Raw genomic sequence first — 26,397 nt, forward strand, 5'->3', positions numbered from 1 at the left:
ATGCCGCCCGCGTCAGGGGGTCCGCGGGTCTCCCCCGGCCGGGCCGTCTCCGCCGTCGGACCCCTCGCGCCGGTCGCCCCGGGTGGATCCGGTTCCGTCCCCGGATCCCGCGCTCTCCACGCCCTCCGGATCGTTGGGGTCGACGGACTCGTCGGCGACCTGTTCGGGCGGACGGAGGAAGGGGGCGCGCATGACGAGCTCCTCCGGCGCCGGCTCCTCGACATCGGGCCACGCGCCCGAGGCGCCCGTCCCCGTGGCCGCGGCACCGTCCACCGCGGAGCTCTCCGCGGAGCTTCCCGCAGCGCCGCGGTCGGCCACGTTCCCATGCGCGGGCTCCGCCGGTTGGCTGTCCGGTGCCGCCGCCCCCGCGCCCGAGGCGCCCGCAGCACTCGCACCGGCGGCCGCCCGCATCCGGTCGAACTCGCCGGGATCGCCCGGCACCACGACGGAGCGCCCGGTGATCCCCTGGGCGGCGCGGATCGGGCGCACCGGCAGGCTCGACCCGGTGGACAGGTCGGATGCGATGAGGTTGTTGACCCAGCGGGCGCGCGGGTCCGCATCAACGAGGAGCGCCTTGAGGAGCAGGGTCGCCGGCAGCGCGAGCAGTGCGCCCATCCAGCCGAGCACCCAGTACCAGAACAGCAGGGAGAGGAACGACATGAACGGGGTGACACCCACCGATTCGCCGGTGAATTTGGGCTGGATGATCGACTGGATGACGAAGTTGAGCACCGAGTAGGCGATGACCACCCACAGCGCGTCCCACCAGCCGCCGCTCACCAGCGCCATGAGCGCGGGCGGGACGAGGCCGATGACGAAGCCGATGTTGGGGATGTAGTTGGTGAGGAACGCGAGCACGCCCCACACGAGCGCGAGCGGCACGCCGATGATCCACAGCGCCACGAGGTCGAGCACGGCGACGATGAGGCCGAAGATCGTCGCGACGACCCAGTACCGGCGCACTCCGGCGGCGAAGATCTGCATCGCACGGCCGAACCGCGGACGGATCGCCGAGGTCACCTGCAGGCGCCGCGGGAAGGACATCGAGTCCATCGCGACGAAGAACACCGCCATGATCACGGTGATGAGCGCGGTGAGGACGAGGCTGACGTTCGACAGCAGCGAGCCGACGGTGGAGAACAGGGTGGATACGTCGAAGGCGGCGAGCTGCTGCTCGACGAACCCGCTCGTCACCCCGAGCGTCGACAGCCAGGCGAGCGCCTCGCCGTAGGTCGCGGTGATCTCCTCGGTGTACTCGGGGATGACCATGACGAGCTCGGCGATCGACCAGGCGGTGAGGCCGAAGAACCCGAGGAGCACGACGAGCACGACGACGACGGTGACCATCGCGGCGAGGAACCGCGGCACCCGGACCCGCACGAGCCAGCGCTGCAGCGGGTAGGCGACGATGACGAGGTTCATCGCGAGGAACACCGGGGCGACGATCGACTGCAGCGACTGGAAGAAGTGCACGCCGTAGGCGAGCCCGGCCACCCCGAGCACGACGACGAGGTAGCGCGGCCAGAGCGCGCCCGCGGCTGCCTCCGCGCTGCTCGCCGGAGCGGTGAGCGGCTCCCCGCCGGGCCCGAGGTGCCCTGCCGGGTTGCCGGACGCGGTGCTCACCGCCGCTTCCGCTTCTCGCGGATGCGCATGCCGATCTCGAGCGGGGTGCCCTCGAAGCCGAAGGTCTCGCGCAGGCGCCGGGTGATGTAGCGGCGGTAGCCGGGCTCGAGGAACCCGGTGGTGAAGAGGACGAACTTGGGCGGCCGGTTCGAGGCCTGCGTGCCGAACAGGATGCGCGGCTGCTTGCCGCCGCGCACCGGGTGCGGGTTGGCCGCGACGAGCTCACCGAGGAAGGCGTTGAGCCGGCCGGTCGGGATCCGGGTGTCCCAGCTGTCGAGCGCGCGCTCCATCGCCGGCACGAGCCGGTCGGCGTGCCGTCCGGTCTTGGCGGAGATGTTCACCCGCGGCGCCCATTCGACGTGCTGGAGGTCCTGCTCGATCTCGCGCTCGAGGAAGTGCCGGCGGTCCTCGTCCATGAGATCCCACTTGTTGAAGGCGAGGACGAGCGCGCGGCCGGTCTCCGTCACCGTCTTGATGATGCGGACGTCCTGCTCGCTCAGCGTCTGGTCGGCCTCGAGGAGGACGACGGCGACCTCGGCGCGCTCGAGCGCGGTCTGCGTGCGCAGCGCGGCGTAGAAGTCGGCACCGCTCGCCTGCCGGGCGCGCTTGCGGATGCCGGCGGTGTCGACGAAGCGCCACTGCCGCCCGCCGAGCTCGACGAGCTCGTCGACCGGATCGCGGGTGGTGCCGGCGACGTTGTCGACGAGCACCCGCTCGCTCCCGACGAGCCGGTTGAGCAGAGAGGACTTGCCGACGTTGGGCCGGCCGACGAGGGCGACGCGGCGCGGTCCCCCGACCTCGGAGAGGGCGTCGATGCCGGACACCTCTGGCAGCACGTCGACGAGGACGTCGAGGAGGTCGGCGACCCCGCGCCCGTGCATCGCGGAGACCGGGTGCGGCTCGCCGAGGCCGAGCGACCAGAGCTCGGCTGCGGCGAGCTCGCCGCGCTCGTCGTCGACCTTGTTCGCCGCGAGCACCACGGGCTTCCCGGCCCGGCGCAGCATCCGCACGACGTGCTCGTCGGTGGCGGTCGGGCCGGTGGTGGCGTCGACGACGAACACGACGGCGTCGGCCATCTCGACGGCGACCTCGGCCTGCTCGGCGATCCGGGACGCCATGCCCTTGGCATCGATGTCCCAGCCGCCGGTGTCGACGAGGGTGAGCGGGCGTCCGTTCCACTCCGCGGAGTAGCTCACGCGGTCGCGGGTGACGCCCGGGACGTCCTCGACGACGGCCTCGCGGCGGCCGAGGATGCGGTTGATCAGGGTGGACTTGCCGACGTTGGGACGGCCGACGACGGCGAGCACGGGAGCGGGCCCGGTGACCTCGAGGCCGGTGTCGCCGTCTTCGTAGGCGCTCAGCAGCGCCCGATCCTCGTCCTCGAGCTCATAGGATTCGAGGCCGGCGCGCAGCGAGGAGGCGCGCTGCTCGGCCTCGTCGTCGGCGATCCCGGCGACGCGGTCGGCGAGGTCCTCGTCGGGGCGGGCGAGGAAGTCCTCGGCCGCGGAGGAGGTGCCGGAAGAGGTGCCGGCGGAGCCGCCGGTGGGGTCTGATTCAGTCATGTTCGGCCTTCTCGACCAGACCCATGACGGCTGCCACGGACTGCTCGAAATCGATGTCGGTGGTGTCGAGGGCGTGGACGCCGTCGGCGGCGGTGAGGAAGCTCGTGGTCTGTGCGTCCTTCGCGTCGCGGTCGACGATCTGGGAGCGGGTGGCCTGCACGGCCGCGGCGTCGGCGCTGCCGTGGAGCTCCTTCGAGCGGCGGGCGATGCGCACGGACTCGTCGGCGGTCATGAGGATCCGGACCTCCGCCTCGGGGGCGACGACGGTGGTGATGTCGCGGCCCTCGACGACGATCCCGTCAGCGGCGGCGGCGATGATCCGCCGCTGGAGCTCGATGAGCTCGGTGCGCGCCTCGGGCACGGCGGACACGATCTGCGCGTTCGCCGACACCTCGGGTTCGCGGATCTCGGTGGTGACGTCGATGCCGTCGATCGTCACCTCGGCGATGTCGGGGTCGGTGGAGATCTCGAGGTCGGCGCCGCGGACGAGCTCGACGACGTCGCCGGGGTCGGTGATCCCGCGGTTGAGGCACAGCCACACGACGGCGCGGTACATCGCACCGGTGTCGAGGTAGCCGTAGCCGCTGCGCCGGGCGACCTCGCGGGACACGCTCGATTTGCCGACGCCGCTGGGCCCGTCGATGGCGATGACTGTCATTCTCTTCCTTCGGTGTCGATTGCCGCCTCCGGCACCCACCAGCCGCGCGCGGCCAGTCCTTCGGTGAGGGTGACCTGGGCGGACGGGATGACGGAGATATCCACACTGCCCAGCTTAATGCCGGTGGCGTGGTCGATGCGGATGTCCTCGACGTTGACGCCGAGCTCGCCGACGTCGGTGAACAGGCGGGCGAGCGCGCCGGGGGTGTCGTCGATGAACACCGTGACGGAGGAGTACCGGGCCGGGGCCTGCCCGTGCTTGCCGGGGATCCGGTCGTGGCCCTCGTTGCCGGCGGCGAACAGCCCGGCGATCGTGGCGAGCGCACCCGGCTCCAGGTCGAGGGCGCCGATGAGCGCATCGAGGTCGGCGCGGACATCGGCGAGCACCGTGCGCACCTCGGCGGCGTTGCCGGCGAGGATCTGCGTCCACAGCCCCGGATCCGAGGCGGCGATCCGGGTGACGTCGCGCAGCCCCTGCCCGGCGAGCGCCACCCCGTCGGCGGGCATGTCCTTGAGCCGGCCGGCCATGAGCGAGGCGAGCACCTGCGGGGCATGGGACACGCGGGCCACGGCGGAGTCGTGGAACTCGGGGTCGAGGTGGACGACGGCGGCCCCGGTGGCCTCGGCGAGCGCGACGACGGCGGCGAGGCGGTCGGCCGGGGTGTCCTCGTCGGAGCACACCACCCAGGGGCGGGCGAGGAAGAGGTCGTCGCGGGCGGCGATCGCCCCGGACCGCTCCCGGCCGGCCATCGGGTGGCAGCCGATGTAGCGGGCGAGCACCGGGTCCCCGGCGAGCGCGCGGGCCTCGGCGAGGACCGCGGTCTTCACGCTCGCGACGTCGGTGACAGTGGCTTCCGGCCAGGTGTCGAGTGCGGCGACGATGGTGCGGGCGGCGACGTCCGGCGGGGTGGCGACGACGACGATGTCCGCGGTCGAGGGCTCCGCGGCGGTGCCGGCGCCCATGTCGGCGGCGAGCCGCACCGCGGTCGGAGACTGGTCGGACAGCGTCACCGGGTACTCGGCCCGGCGCAGCGCGAGGCCGAGCGAGGTGCCGAGCAGGCCGGTGCCGATGATGTGGACGTGGGGCAGGGTCACAGGCGGACGGTTTCCATGAGCGCGCCGACCTCGTCGGGGCGCAGGTCGCGGACCTTGCCCTGGCGCTGCTCGGCGAGCGGGATCGGCCCGAACTGGGTGCGCACGAGGCGCTGCACGGGGGTGCCGACGGCGTCGAACAGGCGGCGCACGATCCGGTTGCGCCCGGAGTGGAGGACGACCTCGACGAGCGCGTAGCCGGGGGTGGAGTCGACGAGCTTGAAGGAGTCGACGCGGGAGATCCCGTCCTCGAGCTCGATCCCCTCGCGCAGGCGGGCGCCGGCGTCCTTGGGGACGGGACCGCGGACCTCGGCGAGGTAGGTCTTCGAGATCTCGTAGGAGGGGTGGGTGAGCCGGTTGGAGAGCTCGCCGTCGTTGGTGATGAGGAGCAGGCCCTCGGTCTCGTAGTCGAGGCGGCCGACGTGGAACAGGCGCTCGGGGCGGTCGCGCAGGTAGTCGGCGAGGCAGCGGCGGCCCTCGGGGTCGCTCATCGCGGTCACCACCCCGGCGGGCTTGTTGAACGCGAGGTACACCTTGTCGGTGTGGGCGGTGATCGGCATGGTGTCGACGCTCACCGTCTGGGTGGCGGGGTCGATCCGGGTGCCGAGCTCGCGCACCGTCTGACCGTCGACCGTCACACGGCCCTCGGTGATGAGCTGCTCGCAGGCGCGGCGGGAGCCGAGGCCGGCCTCGGCGAGGATCTTCTGCAGGCGCACGCCGTCGGGCCGGTGGGCGTCGACGACGGGAGCGGGGGTCTGCCGTCCGCGCTCCTTGCGGCTGGGGCGCTTGGAACGGTGACCGGGCGACCGGGGATCTGAGGCATTCATGGGGTCCATTGTCTCAAACTCGCACGCCTCCCGCCGACCACGCCCGCGCCCCCGCGCCTCGCCTCCCGCTACCGAGGCCCCGATCGCGCGCTGAGGTGTCGAACGAGTGCGGTTTCGGGCCGAGATCCGCACTCGATCGAGCCCTGACGCGCAGTCGGCCCGTCAGTCGACCGTCGGGACGTCGTCCCCGGCGGGCAGGTAGGGGGCGATGTCGGGCAGCTCGTCGAGGCTCTCGAGGCCCATCGACTCGAGGAACACCCGGGAGGTGACGAACTGCACCGCGCCCGAGGTGGAATCCGCCCCGGATTCGACGATGAGTCCGCGCATGAGCAGGGTGCGCACGACGCCGTCGACGTTGACGCCGCGGATCGCGGAGATCCGCGCGCGGGTGACCGGCTGCCGGTAGGCGATGACGGCGAGGGTCTCGAGGGCGGCCTGGGAGAGCTTCGCGGACTGGCCTGCGGTGATGAAGTCCGCGACCGTGCCGTGGTGGTCCGCCCGGGAGTAGATGCGCCAGCCGCCGGCGGCGCGGCGCAGCTCGAAGCCGCGGCGGCGTGAGCCGCGGTGGCCGTCGTAGTCGGCGGCGAGCTCGGTGAGCGCGGCGAGCGCCTCGTCCGGGCTGGTGCCGAGCGCCTCGGCGGTCTGCACCGGTTCGAGCGGCTCGTCGACGACCATGAGGACGGCTTCGAGCGCGGTGAGCAGGGCCTCATCGACCTCGGCCTCCCCGGCCGGTGTCCCCGCTCCGGGCGCCGTCCCGGCACCCTCGACCGCAGTCCCCTCGCCCGTGCGGTCGGCCTCGGATCCGGTGTCAGTCATCGGCGGTCTCCCATTCGTCGGTGTCGGTGAGTGCGGCCGTCCCGGCCCCGCCCGCGGTGCCTCCCCCGGCGTCCGCGACTCCCGCCTCCGGCTCCACCCCGCTGATCCGCAGGGCGCCGAGCGGTTCGGGCTGGTCGAAGGCGCACAGCCCGGCCTTGAACAGTTCGAGGAGCGCGAGGAAGCGGGCGACGATGACGAGGGTGTCCCCGGCATCGGCGACGAGCTCCGCGAAGTCGAGCGTGACGCCGGGCTGCAGGCGGGCGAGGATGAGCGAGCGCTGCTCCGGCACGCTGACCTGCGGCAGATGGAGGTGGTCGATCGACACCGTCGGGGGCGTGCGGTCGCGCTGGAGGACGGTGGCGAAGAGCGCGGCGAGCACGCGCGGGGTGGCGGTCCTCTGCAGCGGCGGCAGGATGTTCGCGAACTCCGGCTCGAGCGGCACCGAGCGGGCCGTGCGGGTCGCGGCGGTCGCCATCTGCACCGCGAACTCCGCGGACACGCCCTTGAATGCGCGGTACTGGAGGAGCCGGGCGAAGAGGAGGTCGCGGGCCTCGAGGAGCTCGAGGTCGAGCTCGTCCTCGACCTCCCCGCTCGGCAGCAGACGGGCGGTCTTGAGGTCGAGCAGGGTGGCGGCGACGAGGAGGAAGCTCGAGAGCTCCTCGAGCCCGGTCCGGCCCTTGAGCTCGGAGACGTAGGCGAGGAACTCGTCGGTCACCTCGGACAGGGCGACCTCGGTGATGTCGAGCTTGCGCTTGCCGATGAGGCCGAGCAGGAGGTCGAACGGGCCGGAGAAGTTGTCCAGCTCGACGACGAATCCGCCGGTGCTCAGGGGGCGCCTCCGCGGGCGATGAGCTCGCGCGCCAGGCGGCGGTAGGCCTCCGCCCCGGTGTGCGAGGGGGCGAAGGAGGTGATCGGCTCGGCGGCGACGGAGGCGTCGGGGAACTTCACGGTCCGGTTGATCACGGTGTCGAACACCTTGTCGCCGAACGCCTCGACGACGCGGGCGATGACCTCCTGCGCATGCAGCGTGCGGCCGTCGAACATCGTGGCGAGGATGCCGTCGATCTCGAGGCCCGGGTTGAGCCGGTCCTGCACCTTCTCGATGGTCTCGACGAGCAGCGCGACGCCGCGCAGCGCGAAGAACTGGGTCTCGAGCGGGATGATGACGCCGTGCGCGGCGGTCAGCGCGTTGACGGTGAGGAGGCCGAGCGAGGGCTGGCAGTCGATGAGGATGACGTCGTACTCGCCGGCGACCTTCGCGAGCGCCCGGGCGAGCACCTGCTCGCGGGCGACCTCGTTGACGAGCTGCACCTCCGCGGCGGACAGGTCGATGTTCGCCGGGAGGATGTCGATGCCCTCGACGTTGGAGCCCACGATGACGTCGTGCGGGTCGACCCGGGAGCTCATGAGCACGTTGTAGATGCTGAGCTCGAGGTCGTAGGGGTTGACGCCGAGGCCCACCGACAGGGCGCCCTGCGGGTCGAAGTCGACGAGCAGCACGCGGCGGCCGTAGGCGGCGAGCGCCGCCCCGAGGTTGATCGAGGAGGTGGTCTTGCCGACCCCGCCCTTCTGGTTGACCATCGCGACGATCCGTGCCGGCCCGTGCGCGCTCAGCGGTGCGGGTTCGGGGAACTCCCGGGTCGGACGACCGGTGGGACCGAGGCGGTCCTCGGCCCCGGGGATGTCGAGTCTCTGCTGCGAATCGGCCACGCGGATGGTCACCTTTCTCGTGATCGGCTGCTGTCCACCCTATCGCGCCCGCGGGTGGGAGGTGGCATACACCTCGCGCAGGGTCTCCGAGGTCACGCGGGTGTAGATCTGCGTCGTCGTCACCGAGGAGTGGCCGAGGAGCTCCTGCACGACGCGGATGTCCGCGCCGCCCTCGAGGAGGTGGGTCGCGAAGGAGTGGCGGAAGGTGTGCGGGGAGGCGTGGGCGGCGAGCCCGGCCCGCTCGGCGGCGGTGCGGATGGTCTGCCATGCCGACTGCCGGGACAGCCGGCCGCCGCGCTGGTTGAGGAACACCGCACCGGCGCGCTGCCGCCGCTCGGGGTCCCCGCTCCTCCCCCGGGCCGCGCCCTCGGAGCCGGCGGCCCGGGCGGCGCTCATCTGCGGCCGACCGCGCACCAGCCAGGCGTCCAGCGCCCGCGCGGCGTGCGCGCCGAGCGGCACCAGCCGCTCCTTGCTCCCCTTGCCGTAGAGCCGCACGATCCGGTGCTCGAGGTCGAGGTCGTCGATGTCGAGGCCCACGGTCTCGCTGATCCGGGCCCCGGTGGCGTAGAGGAGCTCGAGCAGGGCACGCGAGCGCAGCTCCGCGGCGGAGTCCCCGACGACGGTGGCGAGGAGGGATTCGACCTCGGCGATGCTCAGCGCCTTGGGGAGCCGCTCGGTGGCCGAAGGCGGGCGGACGTCGACGCCGGGGTCGGTGCCGGTGAGGCCCTCGGCGTGGAGGAAGGCGTGGAGGCGGCGCACCGCGACGGTGATGCGGGAGCGGCTGCGCACCGCGAGCCCGGTGTCGGCGAGCCCGGCGACGAAGGTCCGCAGGTCCTCCGGGGTGACCGCGGTGTAGTCGCGCGCGTCCTGCGCGGTGAGCCAGGTGAGGTAGCGGCCGAGGTCGCGGGCGTAGGCGTCGAGCGTGTTGCGGCTGAGCCCGCGCTCGAGCTCGAGGTGGGCGAGGTAATCGGCGGCCGGTCCGCGCAGGCCGGGGACGGCCTCGGGCAGGAGCTCCGCCCCGCGGCGCGCCATCAGCGGTCCCCGGGTCCGCTCAGGACGGCTCCCGGGAGTGCACGGCGCGCGCCGGCCACGGGGAATCGGCGGGCCGGAGCCCGGTGAAGCCGCACTCCCGGGCGAGATCGGCCTGGAGGATCCCGATGACGGCCGTCGCGTTGGTGATGCGGCCCTCGACGACGGCGGCCTTCGCCTCGCTCAGCGGCACCCAGCGGGGCACGATCCCGCTCTCCTCGCCGGAGCGGTCGAACTCCTCGGCCGTCGCGGACAGGCCGCGGGCGAGGTAGATCCGCAGCGTCTCGCTGATGCCGCCCGGGGAGGACAGCTGGTCGGCGAGCAGGTGCCAGTCGGTGGCCGCGAGGTCGACCTCCTCGGCGAGCTCGCGGGCGGCGGTGAGGTGCGGCGGTTCGCCGGACACGTCGAGCAGGCCGGCGGGGATCTCCCAGTCGCGGGCGCGGATCGGGTGGCGGTACTGCTGGATGAGCATGATCCGGTCGTCGGCGTCGAGCGCGACGACCGCGACGGCTCCGGGGTGGGCGACGAAGTCGCGGGTCAGCGGCTCCTCGGACTCCGGGAGCCGGAAGGTCTCGCGGACGACGTCCCACACGAGGCCGGAGTACGCGACCTCGCTGCTGAGGATCTCCGGAGCGCCGAATGCGTCGCGGAGCTCGGCGTCTGCCATCGGCTCAGAGGTCCCGCTGGCGGTCGAGCGCGGCGCGCACGAGCCCGGCGAACAGCGGGTGCGGGTCGGTGGGCCGCGACTTGAACTCCGGGTGCGCCTGCGTGGAGACGTAGAACGGGTGGACGTCGGCGGGGAGCTCGACGAACTCGACAAGCTGGCCGTTGGGCGAGGTGCCGGACACCACGAGCCCGCTCGCCTCGAGCTGCTCCCGATACGCGTTGTTGACCTCGTAGCGGTGCCGGTGGCGCTCGGAGATCTCCTCGGCGCCGTAGGTCTCGGCGACGACGCTGCCGGGCAGGAGCTTGGCGTGATAGGTGCCCAGGCGCATGGTGCCGCCGAGGTCGCCCTCGCCCTCGACGAAGTCGAGCTGCTCGGCCATCGTCGCGACGACGGGCTCCGGGGTGCCCGGGTCGAATTCGCTCGAGGATGCCTCGGCGATGCCGGTGACGCTGCGCGCGTACTCGATGACCATGCACTGCAGGCCCAGGCACAGGCCGAGCAGGGGGATCCCCTCGGTGCGGGCGTAGGTCAGGGCGCCGAGCTTGCCCTCGATGCCGCGGATCCCGAACCCGCCGGGCACGCAGATCGCGTCGAGGCCGCCGAGGTGCTCGGCCGCCCCGGCGGGGGTCTCGCAGTCGTCGGAGGCGATCCAGTGGATGTTGACCTTCGCGTCGTTGGCGAACCCGCCGTGGCGCAAGGCCTCGGTCACCGACAGGTAGGCGTCGGGCAGGTCGATGTACTTGCCGACGAGGCCGATCTCCACGGTGTGCTTGGGCCGGTGGACGCGCTCGAGGAGCCGGTCCCAGGTGTCCCAGTCGACGTCGCGGAAGCCGAGGTCGAGGCGGCGGATGACGTAGACGTCGAGCCCGCCGTCGTGGAGGACGCGCGGGATGTCGTAGATGCTCGGGGCGTCGACGCAGGACACGACGGCCTCGAAGTCGACGTCGCAGGAGGAGGCGATCTTGTTGCGGATCGAGTCCGGCAGCGGGCGGTCGGAGCGCAGCACGATCGCGTCGGGCTGGATGCCGATCGAGCGCAGCGCGGCCACGGAGTGCTGGGTGGGCTTCGTCTTGAGCTCGCCGGAGGGGCCCAGGTAGGGCACGAGCGAGACGTGGATGAAGAACACGTTCTCGCGGCCGATGTCGTGGCGGATCTGGCGGGCGGCCTCGAGGAACGGCTGGGACTCGATGTCGCCGACCGTGCCGCCGATCTCGGTGATGATGACGTCGGGGGCCTCGCCGTCGGTGCGCTCGGCCTGCGCCCGCATCCGGGTCTTGATCTCGTCGGTGATGTGCGGGATGACCTGCACGGTGTCGCCGAGGTAGGCGCCGCGGCGCTCCTTGGCGATGACGTTGGAGTACACCTGGCCGGTGGTGACGTTCGCACTCGCGTCGAGCTCGGTGTCGAGGAAGCGCTCGTAGTGGCCGATGTCGAGGTCGGTCTCCGCGCCGTCCTCGGTGACGAACACCTCACCGTGCTGGAACGGGTTCATGGTCCCCGGGTCGACGTTGAGGTAGGGGTCGAGCTTCTGCATGGCGACCGCGAGGCCGCGCTGTGCGAGAAGATGCCCGAGGGAGGAGGCCGTGAGCCCCTTGCCGAGAGATGAGGCGACACCGCCGGTCACGAAGATGTGACGGGTACCGTGCTGTCCGCTTGTGCTCAATCGATTCACCACGGAACTCGATCCTATCAGCTGGGAGGGGCGGGTGGGGGTCAGCGCCGGTTCGGGAGCGCGTCGGCGGCGTAGACGTCGAGCAGCTCGCTCAGCGAGGTAGCCGTGGCCGCTGATATCGATGACCCGCCGCTTGGCGGCGATCGCGGAGGCGCCGCGGGCGGCCGGGCTGTCGGACAGGTGGGCGATCGCGGCGAGCAGGCCGTCGGTGTCGTCGGTGTCGACGTGCACGGCGGAGTCGCCCCAGGCGCGAGCACCCCGCGGGGCACCGAGGTGGATGGCCGGGCGGGCGAGCTGCATGACGCCCTCGGGACCGATCGCGGACATCCGGTCGCCGGCGACGACGATGTCGGAGCCGGCCACGACGTCGACGGTGGCGACGACGTCGGCGAGGATGATGTCCTCGCGGCGGGGCACGAACTCGCTCGCGATGACGCTGCGGAGCCGGCCGGCGCCGGTGAAGACGGTCGCCCAGCGGCGGTCGGGGCGGTGCTCGCTCAGCCGGACGGCCGCCTCGAGCGCGGTGGTGAGTGCCGGGTGGTCGACGAGCTCGAGCGGCACGGCGACGAGGAAGGTGCCGGCGCGCACGCCGAGCGCCTCACGGATCTGCGCACGGCTGCGGACGGGCTCGTAGACGGTGCGGACGTCCGGGTTCAGCAGCCGGGCGCGGGACACCACGGGCACGTCCTCGGCGAAGTGCTCGACGACGGGCTCGGTGGTGCCGAGCACGACGGCGGCGGTGCGTGCCACGACCCGGGCATCGGCGGCGGCGAAGGGGCTGCGCGGCTGGAAGCGGCCGACGGTCGCGACGAGGGCCGGGCGCAGGGACTCCGGCAGGCCGGTCATCGCGAGGCCGGCGATCGCGGAGGCATGGAGGCCGTGGACGTGGACGACGTCGATGTGCCGGTAGTAGCGGTGGAGCGCATAGGCGCGGCCCGGATCGCCGGGGCGGGGGCCGGTCTTGACGTCGATGTCGAGATGGACGAGCCGCGGGTCGTCGACGGGCAGGTCGAGGGCTGAGAAGGTGCGCCGGTCGGAGGCGACGGCGACCTTGTAGCCGGCCTGCAGGTGCCGGGCCACGGCGAGTGCGGCGACCTCCTCGACGACGCCGTCGGTGCCGGTGAGCACGTGGAGGATGCGGAGGTCGGCGGGCAGCGCGGGGACGCCTGCGGGGTCGGCCGACTCCTCCGGGGTTACCGGGGTCGTGTCGGCAGAGGTCATCGCGGTCGGGCTCATCGTCATCCTCACGGTCGTCGGGTCTGCGGTTCAGCCTACCGTCCGAGGACGGCGCGGTAGTGGTGGAGGAGGGTGGTGGCGACCTCGGGCTCGCGCGGCAGGTCGACGGCGGCGAGCGCGGCGCGCCGGCCCAGCCGGGACCGCTCCGCGGGATCGGCGAGCAGGGTGCCGAGGGCGGCGGCGAGCGCCTCGGGGTCCCCGGGCGGGACGAGGAGGCCGGCGTCGCCGAGCAGCCCGGGCACGCCGCCGACGGCGGTGGCGACGATCGCGCGGCCGGCCATCATCGCCTCCTGGATGACGAGGGCGCGCGCCTCCCAGCCGCTCGTGAGGACGAAGACGTCGGCGGCCTGGTTGAGGGCGGCGATGTCGGAGCGCTGCCCGAGGAAGCGCACCGGCAGCCGCTGCTCGGCGACCGTCTGCTCGAGGGCGGCGAGCTCGTGGGCGTCGGCGCTGCCGGCGATGAGCAGGTGCGCCTCCGGGTGCTCGGCGGTGATCCGGGAGAACGCGTCGAGGAGCAGTCGGTAGTTCTTCTGCGGGGCGATGCGGCCGACGGCGAGCACGAGCACGGAGCCGCGCGGCAGGCCGAGCTCACGGATCTTCTGCGAGCGCAGGAGCGCGATGTTGACGTCCTCGGTGAAGGCGGCGTCCGGGGCGGCGACGGGAGCGAACACGGCCGTCTGCGCCCCGCAGGCGCGGGCGCGCAGCACGAGGTCCTCGCTCGCCCCGACGGTGAGGTCGGCGCGGCGGGCGACGTAGCGCTCCACGGCCTTCTCCGCCAGGCCCCGGGCGCCGGTGCCGGCGGCCTGGTTGTGCCAGGTGACGACCGACACGGGGCGCTCGCGGCGGCGGATCCGGCCGAGCGCGGCGAGCGTGACGAGGCCGGCGCGGAAGCCGTGGGCGTGGACGATGTCGGCGCGGAAGGCGGTGACGAGGCGGGACAGGCGGCCGAGCGCGGCGGTGTCGCGCGGACCCACCGAGGTGCCGAGCTCGAGCGGAGCGAAGCGGACGCCGGGATGGTCGGTGAATCCGAAGTGGGATTCGGTGGCGGCGGGGCCGATGACGCCGACGGCGTGCCCGGCCGCGGCGTACTCGCGGGCGAGGGCGGCGACGTGGGTGCCGACGCCGCCGGTCGAGGTGGCCAGCACGAGCAGGATCCGCAGGGGTCCTCCATCCGCTGCACCGGCAGCGCTGTGCGCGCGGGCCTCACCGTGTCGTGCCACCACCGCTCCCCTCGTCGACGTCGGTCTCCAGCCTATTCGATCCGGGGAGCGGAATCCGACCCGGCCGGGTCCGACCCGGGACGGTCCGCATCGGCGGGGTGCGGGCGCGCGGAGCCCGCCGCACCGCCGGGCCGGTCTTCGCCCCGGCCGGCCGCCAGACGCAGCCCGGCACGCAGCAGCCCGCGGTCGACCGCGAGCAGGCCGGCGCCCATGACGGCGAGCCCGACGAGTGCGGCGAGGACCCCGGCGAGCACGGCTCCCACGGTGGGCGGCAGACCGGCGAACGCGGCGAGCAGGAGGTGGGAGGTCCACGCGGCGCCGACCGCGGCGAACGCGGCGAGGACGAGCGTGCGCAGCGTGCCGCCCACGGTGCCGCGCACCGCTTCCGGCCCGGCCGCCCGGCGCAGCAGGACGACGAGGAGCACACCGGCGACGATCATGCCGAGCGCGTGGCCCGCGCAGACGAGGAGGAGGGTCGCCTCGCTCACGCTCAGCGCTCCCCCGGCACCGGCCGGGCCGGCCGCGGCACGGGAGCCGGCGAGGCCCGGCAGCGTGATCCCGTCGGCGACGAGCCCGGGCAGGACCAGCCCGCCGAACGCCACGGTGCCCGCGACGAGGAGCCAGCCGGTGGTGGTGCCGATCGCGGCGTACCGGGAGTGCTCGAGGGAGTAGAACACGCGCGAGGCCCAGGCGACCATGCACCAGCCGGGCACGGCGAGCGCGATGAGCGTGATCCCGGCGGCCATCGTGCCGAAGGGCACGTCCGGGTTGCGGGCGGCGGCGTCGAAGGAGGAGAAGAACGCGGCGAGCGGTGCGGCGGCGGCGACGAGGACGACCGAGCCGGCGAAGCCGACGCGGATGATCATCCCGGTGGTCGTCGCCACCGTCGCGGCGACCTCCGCGGAGGCTTCGGCCACCTGCCGGCTGAGGGTGGGGAACACGACGGTGGCGATCGGCACGGCGAGCACCGCATAGGGCAGCAGGTACACCGCCTGGATGTAGCTGAAGACGACGAACACGCCGGTGCCGCCGACGGTGTTCGACACGACGAGGGTGATGAGCACGGACACCTGCTGGGCGAGCAGGGCGGTCATCCCCGCCGTCGCGAGGCGTGCCGCACGGCTCGCGACACCGGCGGGGAACCTCCAGCTGGGGCGCAGCCGCACCCCGGTGCGGGCGGTCGGCAGGGCGAGCGGCAGGGCGAGCATCGCGACCCCGGCGGTGGTGCCCCAGCCGAGCAGCGCGAGCGCACTCGGCTCCGCGGTCTCCGGCCCGCCGGCGACCGCGCCGTAGGCCAGGTAGGTGGCGATGACGACGAGGCTGGAGAGCAGCGGCATGAAGGCCGGCCAGAGGAAGCGCCGGTGGGCCTGGAGCACCCCGGTGAGGACCGCGCCGATCGCGTAGAGCACGAGCTGCGGGGCGAACATGAGGAGGAAGTGGCCGGCGAACCGGCCGGTGTCGGACTCCGCCTCGACGAACACGCCGGCGAGCTGCCGGTGGAACACCGCGACGAGCACGGCCAGCGGCAGGGTGAGCGTGATCGCCCAGGTCAGCAGCGCCGAGGCGATGCGGGACACGGCGCGCGGGTCCGCCCGGGCGAGCGGCGCGGCGAGCAGCGGCACGACCGCGCCGGCGAGTGCGCCGCCGGCGACGACCTCGTAGAGGATGTTCGGCACCTGGTTGGCGGTCTGGTAGGCGGTGCCCACCGCGCCGGCGCCGACCGTCGGGGAGAACACGAGCCAGCGGGCGAACCCGACGAAGCGCGAGAGCAGGGTGATGACGGAGACCGCGAGCGCGGCGTTGGCGAGGAGCCGGACCCAGCGGGAGGTCACGGAGCGGCGGGGGCGGCCGGCGTCCGGCCCCAGGCATCGAGCTCGCGCAGGACCGGGGTGGCCTCGATGACGCGGGTGAACGAGACCTTCTCGCTCGCGAGGGTGAGCGCGACGAGCAGGGAGAGGACGCCGAGGAGCTCCCCGCGGGAGCCCTGCAGGGCGGTGCGGGTGCCGAGTGCGGCACCGAGCGCGTTGGCGCCGGTGTCGCCGAGCATCGTGCGTCCGGCGAGGTCCTCGCCCCACACTGCCGCCGCGGTGCCGAGCACGCCGCCGGAGAGCACCGCGGCCGGCCCGTGCAGCGGCCCCAGGACGGTGACGAGTCCCGCAGCCTTGAGGGCGCGGCCGGGTCGCAGGTCGAGGAGGTTGACGAGGTTCGCGCTGCCGGCGATGACGCCGCCGGCGAGCACGGTGTCCACGCAGCGGCCGAACACCGCCGAACCCGCGAGCGGGCGGGGCTCCCGGACGACCGCGGCGGCCAGCAGGGATGCGGCGGGGATGCCGAGGACCTTGAGCCCGCCGGTGGTGACCTCGCCGCGGGCGAGCGCGCTGAGGTGGCCGCGCAGGCCCTTCGCGGACCCGGTCTCCATGAGGTCGTCGATCCCGCCGAGCACGCCGGCCGCGGCGGTCGCGGTGACGGCGGCGAACCGGTGGGCGGGTCGCGGCAGGGCGAGCGCTGCGACGGCGAGCCCGGCGGCGACGGCAGGCCCCTCGATGAGGGACACGCTCGCCCCGGAGTGGTTGGGGCGGTCGAGGCGACCGGCTCGGTCGAGCAGCGGGCGGGCGGCGGTGAGCGCACGGGCGACGCCGAGCCCGGCGGCCGCGCCGACTCCGGCGAGGACGAGGCTGCGGATCACTGCTCGGCCCCCGGCACGACGGACTGCGCGTTGTCGGCGAAGCCGAAGGCGCCCGGGTTGCCGGCGATCGCCTGTTCGAGGGCGAGCGCGGCGATGACGGGGCCGGCCGTGACCTCGAGGCCGTCGGCGGTGGTGATGCCGGAGTCGTCGGAGCGCAGTGCGGAGAGCAGGCCGCGCTCGGCCGACGCACGGGTGCCGGTGACCACGGTGGGTGCACCGGAGGCGAGCGCGGTGGCGAATGTCGCGCCGGTGGAATCCGGTTCGGACTGCGGTGGGGCGGTCGACTCGGCCGCCTCGGCCTCCGCGGAGGTCTCCGCGGCCGGCGGGGCGACGAACATCACGGCGGTCGCGGCGGCGTAGTCCGAGCCGGTGAGCCGACCGTCGTCGGAGAACGCGGTGACGACCTGGGCGGCCTGGTCGGCGGTGTAGACGGTGGGCCCGGCGTCCTCGGGCGCCGCGGTGGGCTCCGCGCCGCGCGGCGCGGTGCCGGATCCGGGCTGCGCCGCGTCCGCGGGTTCCTCGCCGTTGCCGCCCGCCGTCCCGGCACCGGCGGTGAGCGCACGGGCCAGGGCGGTGGTGAGCGCCTCGGCCGCGCCGTCCGGCAGGCTCGGGTCGATGCCGCGCAGCGTCTCGATGAGGTCCCCGGCCCCCTCGGGGTCGAGCGCGGTCTCGGCGAGCGACACCTGCATGACGACCTCGGCGCCGGCCTCGGTGAGCCGCTCGTCGAGCGCGGTGAGCGCGTCGGCATCCGCCCCCGGGGAGCCGACGAGCGCGACCTCGGCGTCGGTGAGGGAGTCGGCAAGCAGCTCCGGGGCGGAGGCGACGACGAACTGGTCGAGCTCCTCGGCGGAGGCACGCTCCGCGTCGAGCTCGGAGCGGAGGTTGTCCCGGTCGGTGCGCAGTGCGTCCACCTGGCTCTGCAGGGAATCGCCGATCGGCTCCTTGAGGGGCCCGGCACCGAGCACGATGCCCACCGCGAGCGCGAGGAACATCGAGATCAGCGAGACGAGGTGGTAGCGGAAATCGATCACAGCGGGAGTCTTCCTGGGATGAGGGGGGCGAGGCCGGCGGCCGCGACGTCCGCGGTCGCCGAGCCCAGTCCGAACAGGCTCTGGAACCAGCGTGCGATGCCGTCGAACTGGGCGGCGATGAGCCCGAACACCGTCTGCCCCGCGGCGGTCGCGGAGAGCGCGACGAACACCGCGAGCAGGCCGGCGAGGGCGAGCACCCACAGCTGGGTGTTGGAGATCCGCTGCCGGTAGAGCAGCGACACGCCCTTCGCGTCGACGAGCTTCGAGCCCACGCGGAGGCGGGTGAGGAACGTCGAGGCCATGCCGCGGCGGCCCTTGTCGAGGAACTCGATGACGGTGTCGTGGGTGCCGACGGCGACGATGAGCGGGGCGCCCTTGTCGTCGGCGAGGAGCATCGCAATGTCCTCGCTCGTGCCGGAGGCCGGGAAGAGCACGCACTCGAGATCGAGCTCCTGGAGCCGTTCGACGCCCGGCGCGCGGCCGTCGCGGTAGGCGTGGACGACGAGCTCCGCGCCGGAGGTCAGGGCGGCGTCGGACACCGAGTCCATGTCGCCGACGATCATGTCCGGGGTATGACCGGCCTCGAGGATCGCGTCGGCCCCGCCGTCCACCCCGATGAGCACCGGGCGGTACTCGCGGATGTAGGGCCGGAGCATCGCGAGATCCTCCTTGTAGTGGTAGCCGCGCACCACGATGAGGGCCTGCCGGTCGGTGAAGTCGGTGCGGACGTGCGGGACGACGATCTCCTCGTCGAGCAGGTCCGAGTCTTTGCGGATGTATTCGATGGTGTTCTCGACGAAGTCGACGAGCACGGTGTTCATCCCCGCCTCGGCCTCCCGCATGGAGGTCTCGATGCGGCTGAGCGTCTGCACCTGGCCGGCGGCGACGACCTCCTCACCGCGGAGCAGCTCGCCGTCGTGGAGGGTGAGCTCCTCGCCCTCGGCGACCGCGGCGAGCACCTCCTCGCCGACCCCGTCGACGAGCGGGATGCCAGCCTCGACGATGATCCGGGGCCCGATGTTCGGGTACCGCCCGGAGATCGAGCGGGCGGCGTTGACGACGGCGGCGGGCCGGCAGGCGACGAGCGCCTCGGCGGACACCCGGTCGATGTCGGCGTGGCCGATGACGGCGATCTCCCCGGCCTGGAGGCGCTTGGTGAGGTCCTTGGTGCGCGGGTCTGCGCGCACGACGGCCGGTCCGACGAGGGTGTCGGTGGGAATGGTCTCTCGGCCCTTGCGCAGTCTCATGGTGCCCTCATTCTGTCACGCCGTCCTCGGCGAACCCGGCTTTCTCCGCGGTCGAGGTGTCGAGCAGCTCGGCGGCGTGGGCGAGGGCGTTCTCGGAATCGGCCATCCCCCCGAGCATGCGGGCGAGCTCAGTGAGGCGTCCCTCACGATCGAGCGAGCGGACCCCGGACACCGCGCCGTCGGCGGCGTCGTCCTTGACGATCGTCAGGTGCTGGTCGGCCCAGGCGGCGACCTGCGCGAGGTGGGTGACGACGATGACCTGCGAGTGCTGGGCGAGGATCGCCAGGCGGCGGCCGATCTCGATCGCGGCGCGGCCGCCCACCCCGGCGTCGACCTCGTCGAACACGAAGGTGGGGAATGCGCTGTGCCCGGCCTTGACGACCTCGATCGCGAGCATCACCCGGGACAGCTCGCCGCCGGAGGCGAGCTTGCCGATGTCGCCGGGGGCTACGGCATCGTGGGCGGTGAAGAGCATCCGCACGGTGTCGGCGCCGAGCGCGTGCGGGGCGGCCGGGGCGATCTCGAAGCTCAGCCGGGCGCGCGGCATCGACAGGGCGGCGAGCTCGGCGCCGACGGCGGCGGCGAACTCCGCGGCGGCGTGCTCGCGCGCGGTGCGCAGCGTGTCCCCGGCGGCCTCGACCGCCGCGGCGGCGGCCTCGACGCGGGCATCCATGTCGCCGAGCGAGCTCTCGGAGTTCTGCAGCTCGAGGAGCTCGGCCCCGGCGCGCTGCTCGAACGCCAGGACGGACTCGACGTCGGGGCCGAACGCGGCGAGCGAGCCGAGCTCGGCGCGGCGGGCCTCGGCGTCCTCGAGCGACATCGCACCGAGGTCGTCGAACTCCTGGAGGTAGCCGGAGAGCTCGGCGGCGGTGTCGGCGAGGCGGAGGGCGGCGTCGGTGACGGCGGCGGCGAGCGGGCTCAGGGTGTCGTCCGTCGCGGCGGCGCGGGACACCTCGGCGGCAGCGCGGTTGATGAGGTCGGCGGCGTTCGCGGTCTCCTCCCAGTCGCTGCCGACGAGCAGGTCGTGGGCGCCGGACACCGCGGACTTGAGGTCCTCCGCCGCGCCCAGGCGGGCGGCGAGCGCGGTGAGCTCGACGTCCTCCCCGGCCTGCGGGCGGATCCGATCGATCGTCTCGAGGCTCGCGGTGAGGTAGCCGATCCTCTCGGCGCGCTCGGCCGCGGTGGCGTGGAGGCGCTCGTGCTCGGCGGAGAGCGTGCGCCAGCGGGTGTAGACCTCCCGGTAGTCCGCGAGCGCCCGGGCCACCGGCTCTCCCCCGGCAGTGTCGAGGAGCTCGCGCTGGGTGGCGGCCTGCCGCAGGGTCATCTGCTCGGACTGGCCGTGCATGCTCACCAGTCCGTGGCCGGCGTCCTTGAGGACGCCGAGCGGCACGGTGCGCCCACCGGCGGTGGCCCGGGCCCGGCCGGCACGCGGGATGATGCGGGCGATGATCGCCTCGTCCTCGGCCTCTCCCCCGGCCTCGACGATCCGCTCGGCGACCGACGGGTCGGCGCCGTTGAGGTCGAACACGCCCTCGACGACTGCGCGCTCGGCCCCGGCGCGCACCACGTGGGACTCCGCGCGGGCGCCGGTGAGCAGGTCGAGCGCGGTGACGAACATCGTCTTGCCGGCCCCGGTCTCACCGGAGACGACGGTGAGCCCCGGGGACAGCTCGAGGCGGGCGGCGGGGATGACGCCGAGGTTCTCCAGCTGGAGCGCGACGATCACTGCGGGTTCCTCGCCGGTCCCCTCCAGCCGGTGACGGGCAGGTGGAACTTCGCCACCAGGCGGTCGGTGAAGGGACTCGTGTTGAGACGGGCGAGCGCGACCGGGGTGCGGGCGCGGGCGGCTTCGATGCGGGCGCCGGGCGGGACGTCGATCTCACGTCGACCGTCGCACCACAGCACGGCGCCCACCCCGGGGGCCGAGGGCAGGAACTCGACGCCGAGGCGCGCCGCCGGTGAGACGACGAGCGGCTTGGCGAAGAGCGCGTGGGCGCTGATCGGCACCATGAGGAGGGCCTCGACGTCGGGCCACACGATGGGGCCACCGGCGGAGAAGCCGTAGGCGGTGGAGCCGGTGGGGGTGGCGAGGATGACGCCGTCGCAGCCGAAGCTCGACACCGGGCGCGAGTCGACCCCGAGGACGAGGTCGATCATCCGGCAGTCCTCGCTCTTCTCGATCGTGGCCTCGTTGAGCGCCCAGGTGCGGTGGATGACGGCGTCGCGGTCGTAGACGGTGATGTCGAGGGCCATCCGCTCCTCGACGATGTAGTCGCGGGCCGAGGCGCGGTGGACGGCCTCGGCGAGGTCCTCCCGCTCGCTCTCGGCGAGGAACCCGACGTGGCCGAGGTTGACCCCCATGATCGGCACGCCGGAGCGGTGGAAGCGTTCGGCGGCCTTGAGGATGGTGCCGTCGCCGCCGAGCACCATGACGAGCTCGCAGCCTTCGGCGAGGCAGTCGAGCTCGGCGTCGGGGACGACCTGGATCTCCGTGTCGGGCACCCCGGTGTAGGCGACGAGCGCGCGGTACTCGGTCTCGAGCATGACCGGGCGGATGCCGTCGCTGTCGAGCGTCCGGCACACCTCGAGGGCGGCGGACCGGGCGTCGCCGCGGTGCGGGTGGAGGACGACGACGATGGTGCGGCTCATGTGTCCTCCTCGCTGATCCGGCGGCTGATGTCGGCCGCCGTGACCTGGGGCTCCGGCGGCACTGAGGACGATCCTACCGACCGGGGCGCGCGAACACACACGAAGTACTCCCGGTTGCCGGTGGGGCCGGGCAGGCGGGAGGGCGCCCAGCCGAGCACCGCGCCGCCCAGGCGGGTCGCCGCGTCGACGACCCGGACGACGGCGGCTGCACGGTCGTCCGCGCGGTGGGCGACCCCGTGCTTGTCGAGGGCGGCGCGGCTGAGCTCGAACTGGGGCTTGACCATGAGGAGGAGCAGCCCGCCGGGGCGGGTGACGGCGAGCAGTCGGTCGAGGAGGAGGGTGAGGGAGATGAAGGACACGTCGGCGACGACGAGGTCGACGGCGGTGTCGGGGGCGAGCCAGGACGGCTCGAGCTCACGGAGGTTGTGGCCCTCGAGGGAGTGCACGCGGGGGTCGGAGCGGAGTGCGGGGTCGAGCTGCGCGTGGCCGACGTCGACGGCATGGACGCGCCGGGCCCCGCGGTCGAGCAGCACCTGGGTGAAACCGCCGGTCGAGGCCCCGGCGTCGAGGCACACCGCCGCGCGCGGGGCGTCCTCGCAGTCGAGGTCGGTCAGTGCGCCGAGGAGCTTGTGGGCGCTCCGGGCGACCCAGGGGTCCGCGGCCCGGACCTCGAGGCGGGAGCCCGGGTGCGTGGGGTGGGATGCTCGGGTCACCGCCCGGTCGTCGACGAACACGCGGCCGGCGGCGATCTCCCGGGCGGCGCGGGTGCGGGAGCGGACGAGGCCGCGGGCGACGAGCGCGCGGTCGAGGCGGGTCGGCCTGCCGGTTTCCGCATCCGACTGGCCGGGATCCGGCCGGGGCGGGCCGGGATCCGCGCCGGGCGGGCGGCTGCTCACTGGGAACGCAGCCCCTCGTCGAGGTCGCTGAGCAGTGCCTCGGCTGCGGCGAGGGACTCGGCCGGGTCGAGCGCGCGGAGGCGGGTGAGCTCGGCTTCCCAGGCCGCGGTGTCACGCCGACCGGCGACGCTCGCCGGGGTGGGGCGGGGGAATCCGACACCGTGGGGCGGGGGAATCCGACCCAGCGGGGCGGGGGAATCCGACCCAGCGGGGCGGGGGAATCCGACCCAGCGGGGCGGGGATCGTCAGCCATCGGCCCTCCGCGGGAATGCGGGGTCGATCTCCCATGCGGTGTCCGCCGGCTGCTCGGCGAGCAGTGCGAGGGCGGCGGCCGCCGCGTCGAGCGCCGGGCCGGTCGAGCTCAACACTCCGCCAGACAGGGTGACGACGGCGTCCCCGCAGCGTGCGGTGTGCGCCTCGACCGTCGCTGCGGGGGCGGGCGCGAGGAGATCACCGAGGGTGGCGATGATGCGGTCGGGGCGGTGCTCGGCGGGTGCGGTGAGCGCGTCGTGGATGTCGTGGATCCCGGTGAGGACGAGTGCGGAGGTGTACCCGGCCGCCCGCCCGCCGGCGATGTCGGTGTCGAGCCGGTCGCCGACCATGATCGGGTGGGTGCCGCCGATCGTCGCGGCGGCCGTCTGCAGCATGAGCGCAGCCGGCTTGCCGGTGACGCGGGGTTCGCGCCCGGTGGTGTCGGCGACGATGCGGACGAAGGCGCCGTTGCCGGGCAGCAGTCCGCGCTCGGTCGGCATCGTGAGGTCGCGGTTCGTCGCCCACCAGTCGACGCCGGCGGCCACGGCGACGCAGGCCTCGGCGATGTCGTGCCAGGTGATGTCGCGGAAGAAGCCCTGGACGAGGGCGTCGGGCTCGTCGTCGGCGGACTCGACCACGGTGAAGCCGGCTTCGCGGACGAGCTCGGTGAGCGCGGTGCTGCCGATGACGAGCACCCGGGACCCGGCGCCGAGCTCGTCCGCCATCGCCCGGGCGGCGACCCCGGCGGAGGTGGTGACGACCTCGGGCCGGGCCGGCAGGCCGAGCTCGAGGAGGTGATCGGCGATCTCCGCGGCGGCCCGGGAGGCGTTGTTCGTAACGTAGCCGAACGGGATGCCGCGGGATTCGAGCTCCGCGAGCGCCTCGACCGCGCCGGGGACCGCGTGGGGTCCGGCGTACACGACGCCGTCGAGGTCGAGGAGCACGGAGTCGAAGGACAGGGCGCGGGGGTCCATCGGCATCAGAGATCGAACAGCGGCGCGGTCATTTCTTCATCGTCGTCGGTGCGGCGGCGACGGTCCTCGTCGGTGTCTGTCTCACCGTCGGTGTCCTTCTCGCTGTCGGTGTCGGCGGGGGTGACGGTGTCAGTGTCCTTCTCGCTGACAGCGTCGGCGGAGGCGGAGGCGCCGGTGTCGGTGTCGGTGCCGGTGTCGGTGGAACCCGCGGCGGTTTCGACAGCGACCTCGGCAGGCGCCTCGGGCGCGGTCTCGTGCGGTGCGGAGTCCTCGGCGAGTGCCTCGGCCTCGCTGTCGGCGGGAATCGGCTCCGTCCCGGCGGGTGCTGCGTCGTCGTCGAATCCGGCCTCGGCGAGGATCTCGTCGATCTCGGCCTCGATCTCCTCCTGGAAGCTGCGCGGTGCGGAGTCCGGGTCGAACTCACCGCTCGGGAGCTCGGGATCGACGGCCTCCGCAGTCGGCTCGACCGATGGCACGGCACCGGTCGCCGGGATGTCCCCGGTCGCCGCGGTGGCGGACTCGGCTGTGTCCGCGGCAGCGCCGGGTTCGGTGTCCGGGTCCGTGATCTGTGCGGTGCCGGCACCAGCGCCGGTGTCGGAATCCGCAGCGGTCCCGGAGTCCACAGCGGTGTCCGTGCTCTCAGCGGCGACCGTGCTCTCGGCGGTGTCGGGGACCACGGGCTCGTCCTCGATCTCCTCGATGGTGAAGATCTCGACGTCGGCGTTCGGGTCGGGCTCCTCGTCGCCGAAGAACGTGTTCGTCGCCTTCGCGGTGCGGCGGGCGAGCTCCTCGTACTTGTCGGCGGTCTCGGGGTCGCCGTCGATGCGCAGGATGTCGGCGTAGGCGGACATGAGCCGGACCGTCGCTCCGGAGGCGTTACCGGTGAAGCTCTGCTTCTCGAGCAGCGCACGGGCCGCCCGGACGTGTCCCTTGTCGGTGTGGGCCCCCGCGGCGACAATCATGAGCTCGGTGTAGAGCTCCGGCGCCACCGTGGTCGGGTCCACCTCGTCGATGAGCTCGAGGGCCTTGTCCGGCTTGCCGCGGCCGCGCTCGGCGTCGGCGAGGAGCGCGAGGTTGTCCGTCGAGCCGGTGATCCGGCGGTGGGTGCGCAGCTCGCGCACGGCTTCGTCGTACTTCTCGAGCTGGTAGGCGACGAGTCCCATCGCCTCGCGGACCGCACCGATCCGGCCGGCTCGGTTGAGCGCGAACTTCGCGTGCTGGTAGGCGGCCTCGGGGTCCACGTCGAGGAGCCGACCGGCGGCGACGAGGTGCTTCGACACCGACTCGGCGTTGTCCTTCTCGAGCGGTCGCAGCTGGGACCTGACGGGGCCGGCGAGCTCGCGGCCGGTGATGTTCTCGGGCAGCGCGGGCTCCGGGATGCGTTCGCGGCGCGGGAAGTCACGCTCGGCGTCCCGGCGGGGACGCCGGTCGTCACGGCGATCATCACGCCGGTCATCGCGGCGCGGTCCGCCGTGCCGGGGTCCGCCGCGCTGGTCATCGCGCCGGAAGTCGCGGCCGCGGTCATCGCGGCGATCGTTCCGGCGGGGCCCGTCGCGCCGGTCACCCCGGCGGTCGTCACGATGGTCATCGCGGCGATCGTCGCGGCGGAAGTCGCGGGAGTCGCCGTCACGGCGGGGACGCCGGTCGTCGCGGTCGCCGCCGCGGTAGCCGCCGGAGCGGTCATCGCGGCGGGAGCCGCCCGAGCGGCCGTCCCGGCGGTCGTCGCGGCGGAAGTCCCGGCCCTGCGCGTCCCGGCGGTCGTCGCGGCGGAAGTCCCGGCCCTGCGCGTCCCGGCGCTCGCCTCGGCGGTCGTCCCTCCGGACATCACGGCGATCGTCGCGCCGGTGATCACGGGCTCCGGCGTCACGGCGGGGACCCCGGTCGTCCTGTCGGAAGTCGCGGCCCTGCCCGTCCCGGCGGTCGCCTCGGCGGTCATCGCGCCGGAAGTCGCGGCGCTCGCCGCCGCGGAAGTCGCGCGCGTCCCCGTCACGGCGGGGACGTCGGTCACCCCGGTCGTCGCGGCGGAAATCACGACCGCGGTCTTCGCGACGGAAGTCCCTGCCCTCGCCGTCACGGCGGGGGCGGCGGTCGTCGCCGCGGTACCCGCCGCGGGAATCGCCCCGGTCGTCCTTCCGGAAGTCCCGGCCCTCACCATCGCGGCGGGGGCGACGGTCGTCACCGCGCTGCATGCGGCCGTCGCCGCGGAAGTCCCGCCCGCGGTCACCGCCGCGCGGGCGCTGCTCGCCCCGGTCGTCGCCGCGCTGCCCGCCTCGCTCGTCCCGCCGGAAGTCGCGTCCTCGATGATCCCCGCGACCTCCCTTGTCCCCGTCGGCGCCTCGGCGCTCGGAACGGTATGAGCTGTCGTCAGGATGCGGCACGGTTCTCCCTATGCGGATATGGGGTGGGATTGTCGACCCCCATTCTAGACCCGTGCTCGGACAGCCGGAGAATTCACCAGCCGTCCACGTGACGCTCGCCTCACACCCGCCTCTCCTTCCTAATCTCGGACGAGTCGCCTCCGGCACGGAGGCGGGCCCGCGCACCGCCGCCG

Annotated in this window: 22 protein-coding genes; 1 reads left to right on the forward strand and 21 read right to left on the reverse strand. The window is 73.7% G+C overall.

Annotated features, from left to right (window positions below; all coding sequences use genetic code 11):
- Positions 1–12: 12 nt before the first annotated feature.
- The 21 genes from FDF13_RS12955 to FDF13_RS13055 form a co-directional block, all read right to left on the reverse strand.
- On the reverse strand, positions 13–1,623 hold the full coding sequence (locus FDF13_RS12955; protein ID WP_137320008.1) for an AI-2E family transporter: 1,611 nt from the start codon (positions 1,621–1,623) through the stop codon (positions 13–15).
- On the reverse strand, positions 1,620–3,185 hold the full coding sequence (gene der, locus FDF13_RS12960) for a ribosome biogenesis GTPase Der (RefSeq protein WP_137320009.1): 1,566 nt from the start codon (positions 3,183–3,185) through the stop codon (positions 1,620–1,622). The genes FDF13_RS12955 and der overlap by 4 nt, the downstream gene beginning before the upstream one ends.
- Positions 3,178–3,843: a (d)CMP kinase gene (gene cmk, locus FDF13_RS12965; RefSeq protein ID WP_137320010.1), complete on the reverse strand. Its 666-nt coding sequence runs from the start codon at positions 3,841–3,843 to the stop codon at positions 3,178–3,180. The genes der and cmk overlap by 8 nt, the downstream gene beginning before the upstream one ends.
- On the reverse strand, positions 3,840–4,937 hold the full coding sequence (locus tag FDF13_RS12970) for a prephenate dehydrogenase (protein ID WP_137320011.1): 1,098 nt from the start codon (positions 4,935–4,937) through the stop codon (positions 3,840–3,842). Before FDF13_RS12970 ends, cmk begins: the two co-directional genes overlap by 4 nt.
- Entirely contained in the window at positions 4,934–5,761 is an 828-nt protein-coding gene (locus FDF13_RS12975) for a pseudouridine synthase (protein ID WP_137320012.1), read from the reverse strand. The genes FDF13_RS12970 and FDF13_RS12975 overlap by 4 nt, the downstream gene beginning before the upstream one ends.
- Before the next feature lie 162 nt (positions 5,762–5,923).
- On the reverse strand, positions 5,924–6,577 hold the full coding sequence (gene scpB, locus FDF13_RS12980; RefSeq protein ID WP_137320013.1) for an SMC-Scp complex subunit ScpB: 654 nt from the start codon (positions 6,575–6,577) through the stop codon (positions 5,924–5,926).
- Positions 6,570–7,292, reverse strand: coding sequence for a ScpA family protein (locus tag FDF13_RS12985; RefSeq protein ID WP_247619007.1), 723 nt, complete (start codon positions 7,290–7,292; stop codon positions 6,570–6,572). The genes scpB and FDF13_RS12985 overlap by 8 nt, the downstream gene beginning before the upstream one ends.
- 110 nt (positions 7,293–7,402) lie before the next feature.
- Positions 7,403–8,287, reverse strand: a complete 885-nt coding sequence (locus FDF13_RS12990) for a ParA family protein (RefSeq protein ID WP_254668809.1) — start codon at positions 8,285–8,287, stop codon at positions 7,403–7,405.
- Positions 8,288–8,326: 39 nt separating this feature from the next.
- Complete coding sequence (xerD, locus tag FDF13_RS12995; RefSeq protein ID WP_137320015.1) at positions 8,327–9,319, reverse strand: site-specific tyrosine recombinase XerD; 993 nt, start codon at positions 9,317–9,319, stop codon at positions 8,327–8,329.
- Positions 9,320–9,338: 19 nt separating this feature from the next.
- On the reverse strand, positions 9,339–9,983 hold the full coding sequence (locus FDF13_RS13000; protein ID WP_137320016.1) for an NUDIX hydrolase: 645 nt from the start codon (positions 9,981–9,983) through the stop codon (positions 9,339–9,341).
- A gap of 4 nt (positions 9,984–9,987) precedes the next feature.
- The gene (locus tag FDF13_RS13005) at positions 9,988–11,658 is read right to left on the reverse strand and encodes a CTP synthase (RefSeq protein ID WP_137320509.1); all 1,671 of its coding nucleotides are present in this window, start codon (positions 11,656–11,658) and stop codon (positions 9,988–9,990) included.
- Between the two features lie 1,268 nt (positions 11,659–12,926).
- Complete coding sequence (locus tag FDF13_RS13010) at positions 12,927–14,111, reverse strand: glycosyltransferase family 4 protein (protein WP_254668810.1); 1,185 nt, start codon at positions 14,109–14,111, stop codon at positions 12,927–12,929.
- 32 nt (positions 14,112–14,143) lie between these two features.
- The gene (gene murJ, locus FDF13_RS13015; RefSeq protein ID WP_175406977.1) at positions 14,144–15,943 is read right to left on the reverse strand and encodes a murein biosynthesis integral membrane protein MurJ; all 1,800 of its coding nucleotides are present in this window, start codon (positions 15,941–15,943) and stop codon (positions 14,144–14,146) included.
- Positions 15,940–16,797 (reverse strand): hypothetical protein, encoded by an 858-nt coding sequence (locus tag FDF13_RS13020; protein ID WP_137320018.1) that lies wholly within the window; start codon positions 16,795–16,797, stop codon positions 15,940–15,942. Before FDF13_RS13020 ends, murJ begins: the two co-directional genes overlap by 4 nt.
- Positions 16,794–17,828 carry a copper transporter gene (locus FDF13_RS13025; protein WP_137320019.1) on the reverse strand — a complete coding sequence of 345 codons (1,035 nt, stop codon included), beginning with the start codon at positions 17,826–17,828 and terminating at the stop codon, positions 16,794–16,796. The genes FDF13_RS13020 and FDF13_RS13025 overlap by 4 nt, the downstream gene beginning before the upstream one ends.
- On the reverse strand, positions 17,825–19,075 hold the full coding sequence (gene steA / locus FDF13_RS13030; RefSeq protein WP_137320020.1) for a putative cytokinetic ring protein SteA: 1,251 nt from the start codon (positions 19,073–19,075) through the stop codon (positions 17,825–17,827). The genes FDF13_RS13025 and steA overlap by 4 nt, the downstream gene beginning before the upstream one ends.
- Positions 19,076–19,082: 7 nt before the next feature.
- The gene (gene recN / locus FDF13_RS13035; protein ID WP_137320021.1) at positions 19,083–20,801 is read right to left on the reverse strand and encodes a DNA repair protein RecN; all 1,719 of its coding nucleotides are present in this window, start codon (positions 20,799–20,801) and stop codon (positions 19,083–19,085) included.
- Positions 20,798–21,724, reverse strand: coding sequence for an NAD kinase (locus tag FDF13_RS13040; RefSeq protein ID WP_137320022.1), 927 nt, complete (start codon positions 21,722–21,724; stop codon positions 20,798–20,800). The genes recN and FDF13_RS13040 overlap by 4 nt, the downstream gene beginning before the upstream one ends.
- Positions 21,721–22,620 (reverse strand): TlyA family RNA methyltransferase, encoded by a 900-nt coding sequence (locus FDF13_RS13045; RefSeq protein ID WP_137320023.1) that lies wholly within the window; start codon positions 22,618–22,620, stop codon positions 21,721–21,723. The genes FDF13_RS13040 and FDF13_RS13045 overlap by 4 nt, the downstream gene beginning before the upstream one ends.
- A 245-nt stretch (positions 22,621–22,865) precedes the next feature.
- Positions 22,866–23,852 (reverse strand): HAD-IIA family hydrolase, encoded by a 987-nt coding sequence (locus tag FDF13_RS13050; protein ID WP_254668811.1) that lies wholly within the window; start codon positions 23,850–23,852, stop codon positions 22,866–22,868.
- A complete protein-coding gene (locus FDF13_RS13055) occupies positions 23,852–25,009 on the reverse strand; it encodes a hypothetical protein (protein WP_175406978.1) in 1,158 nt (385 codons plus the stop codon). The genes FDF13_RS13050 and FDF13_RS13055 overlap by 1 nt, the downstream gene beginning before the upstream one ends.
- On the opposite strand from FDF13_RS13055, the gene FDF13_RS13060 reads away from it, so the two are divergent.
- Positions 24,947–26,203 (forward strand): hypothetical protein, encoded by a 1,257-nt coding sequence (locus tag FDF13_RS13060; RefSeq protein ID WP_137320024.1) that lies wholly within the window; start codon positions 24,947–24,949, stop codon positions 26,201–26,203. The genes FDF13_RS13055 and FDF13_RS13060 overlap by 63 nt on opposite strands.
- Positions 26,204–26,397: the final 194 nt, after the last annotated feature.

This window comes from Brevibacterium sp. CS2 (genome assembly GCF_005280295.1).
In the GTDB taxonomy this organism is placed as follows: Bacteria; Actinomycetota; Actinomycetes; order Actinomycetales; family Brevibacteriaceae; genus Brevibacterium; species Brevibacterium pityocampae.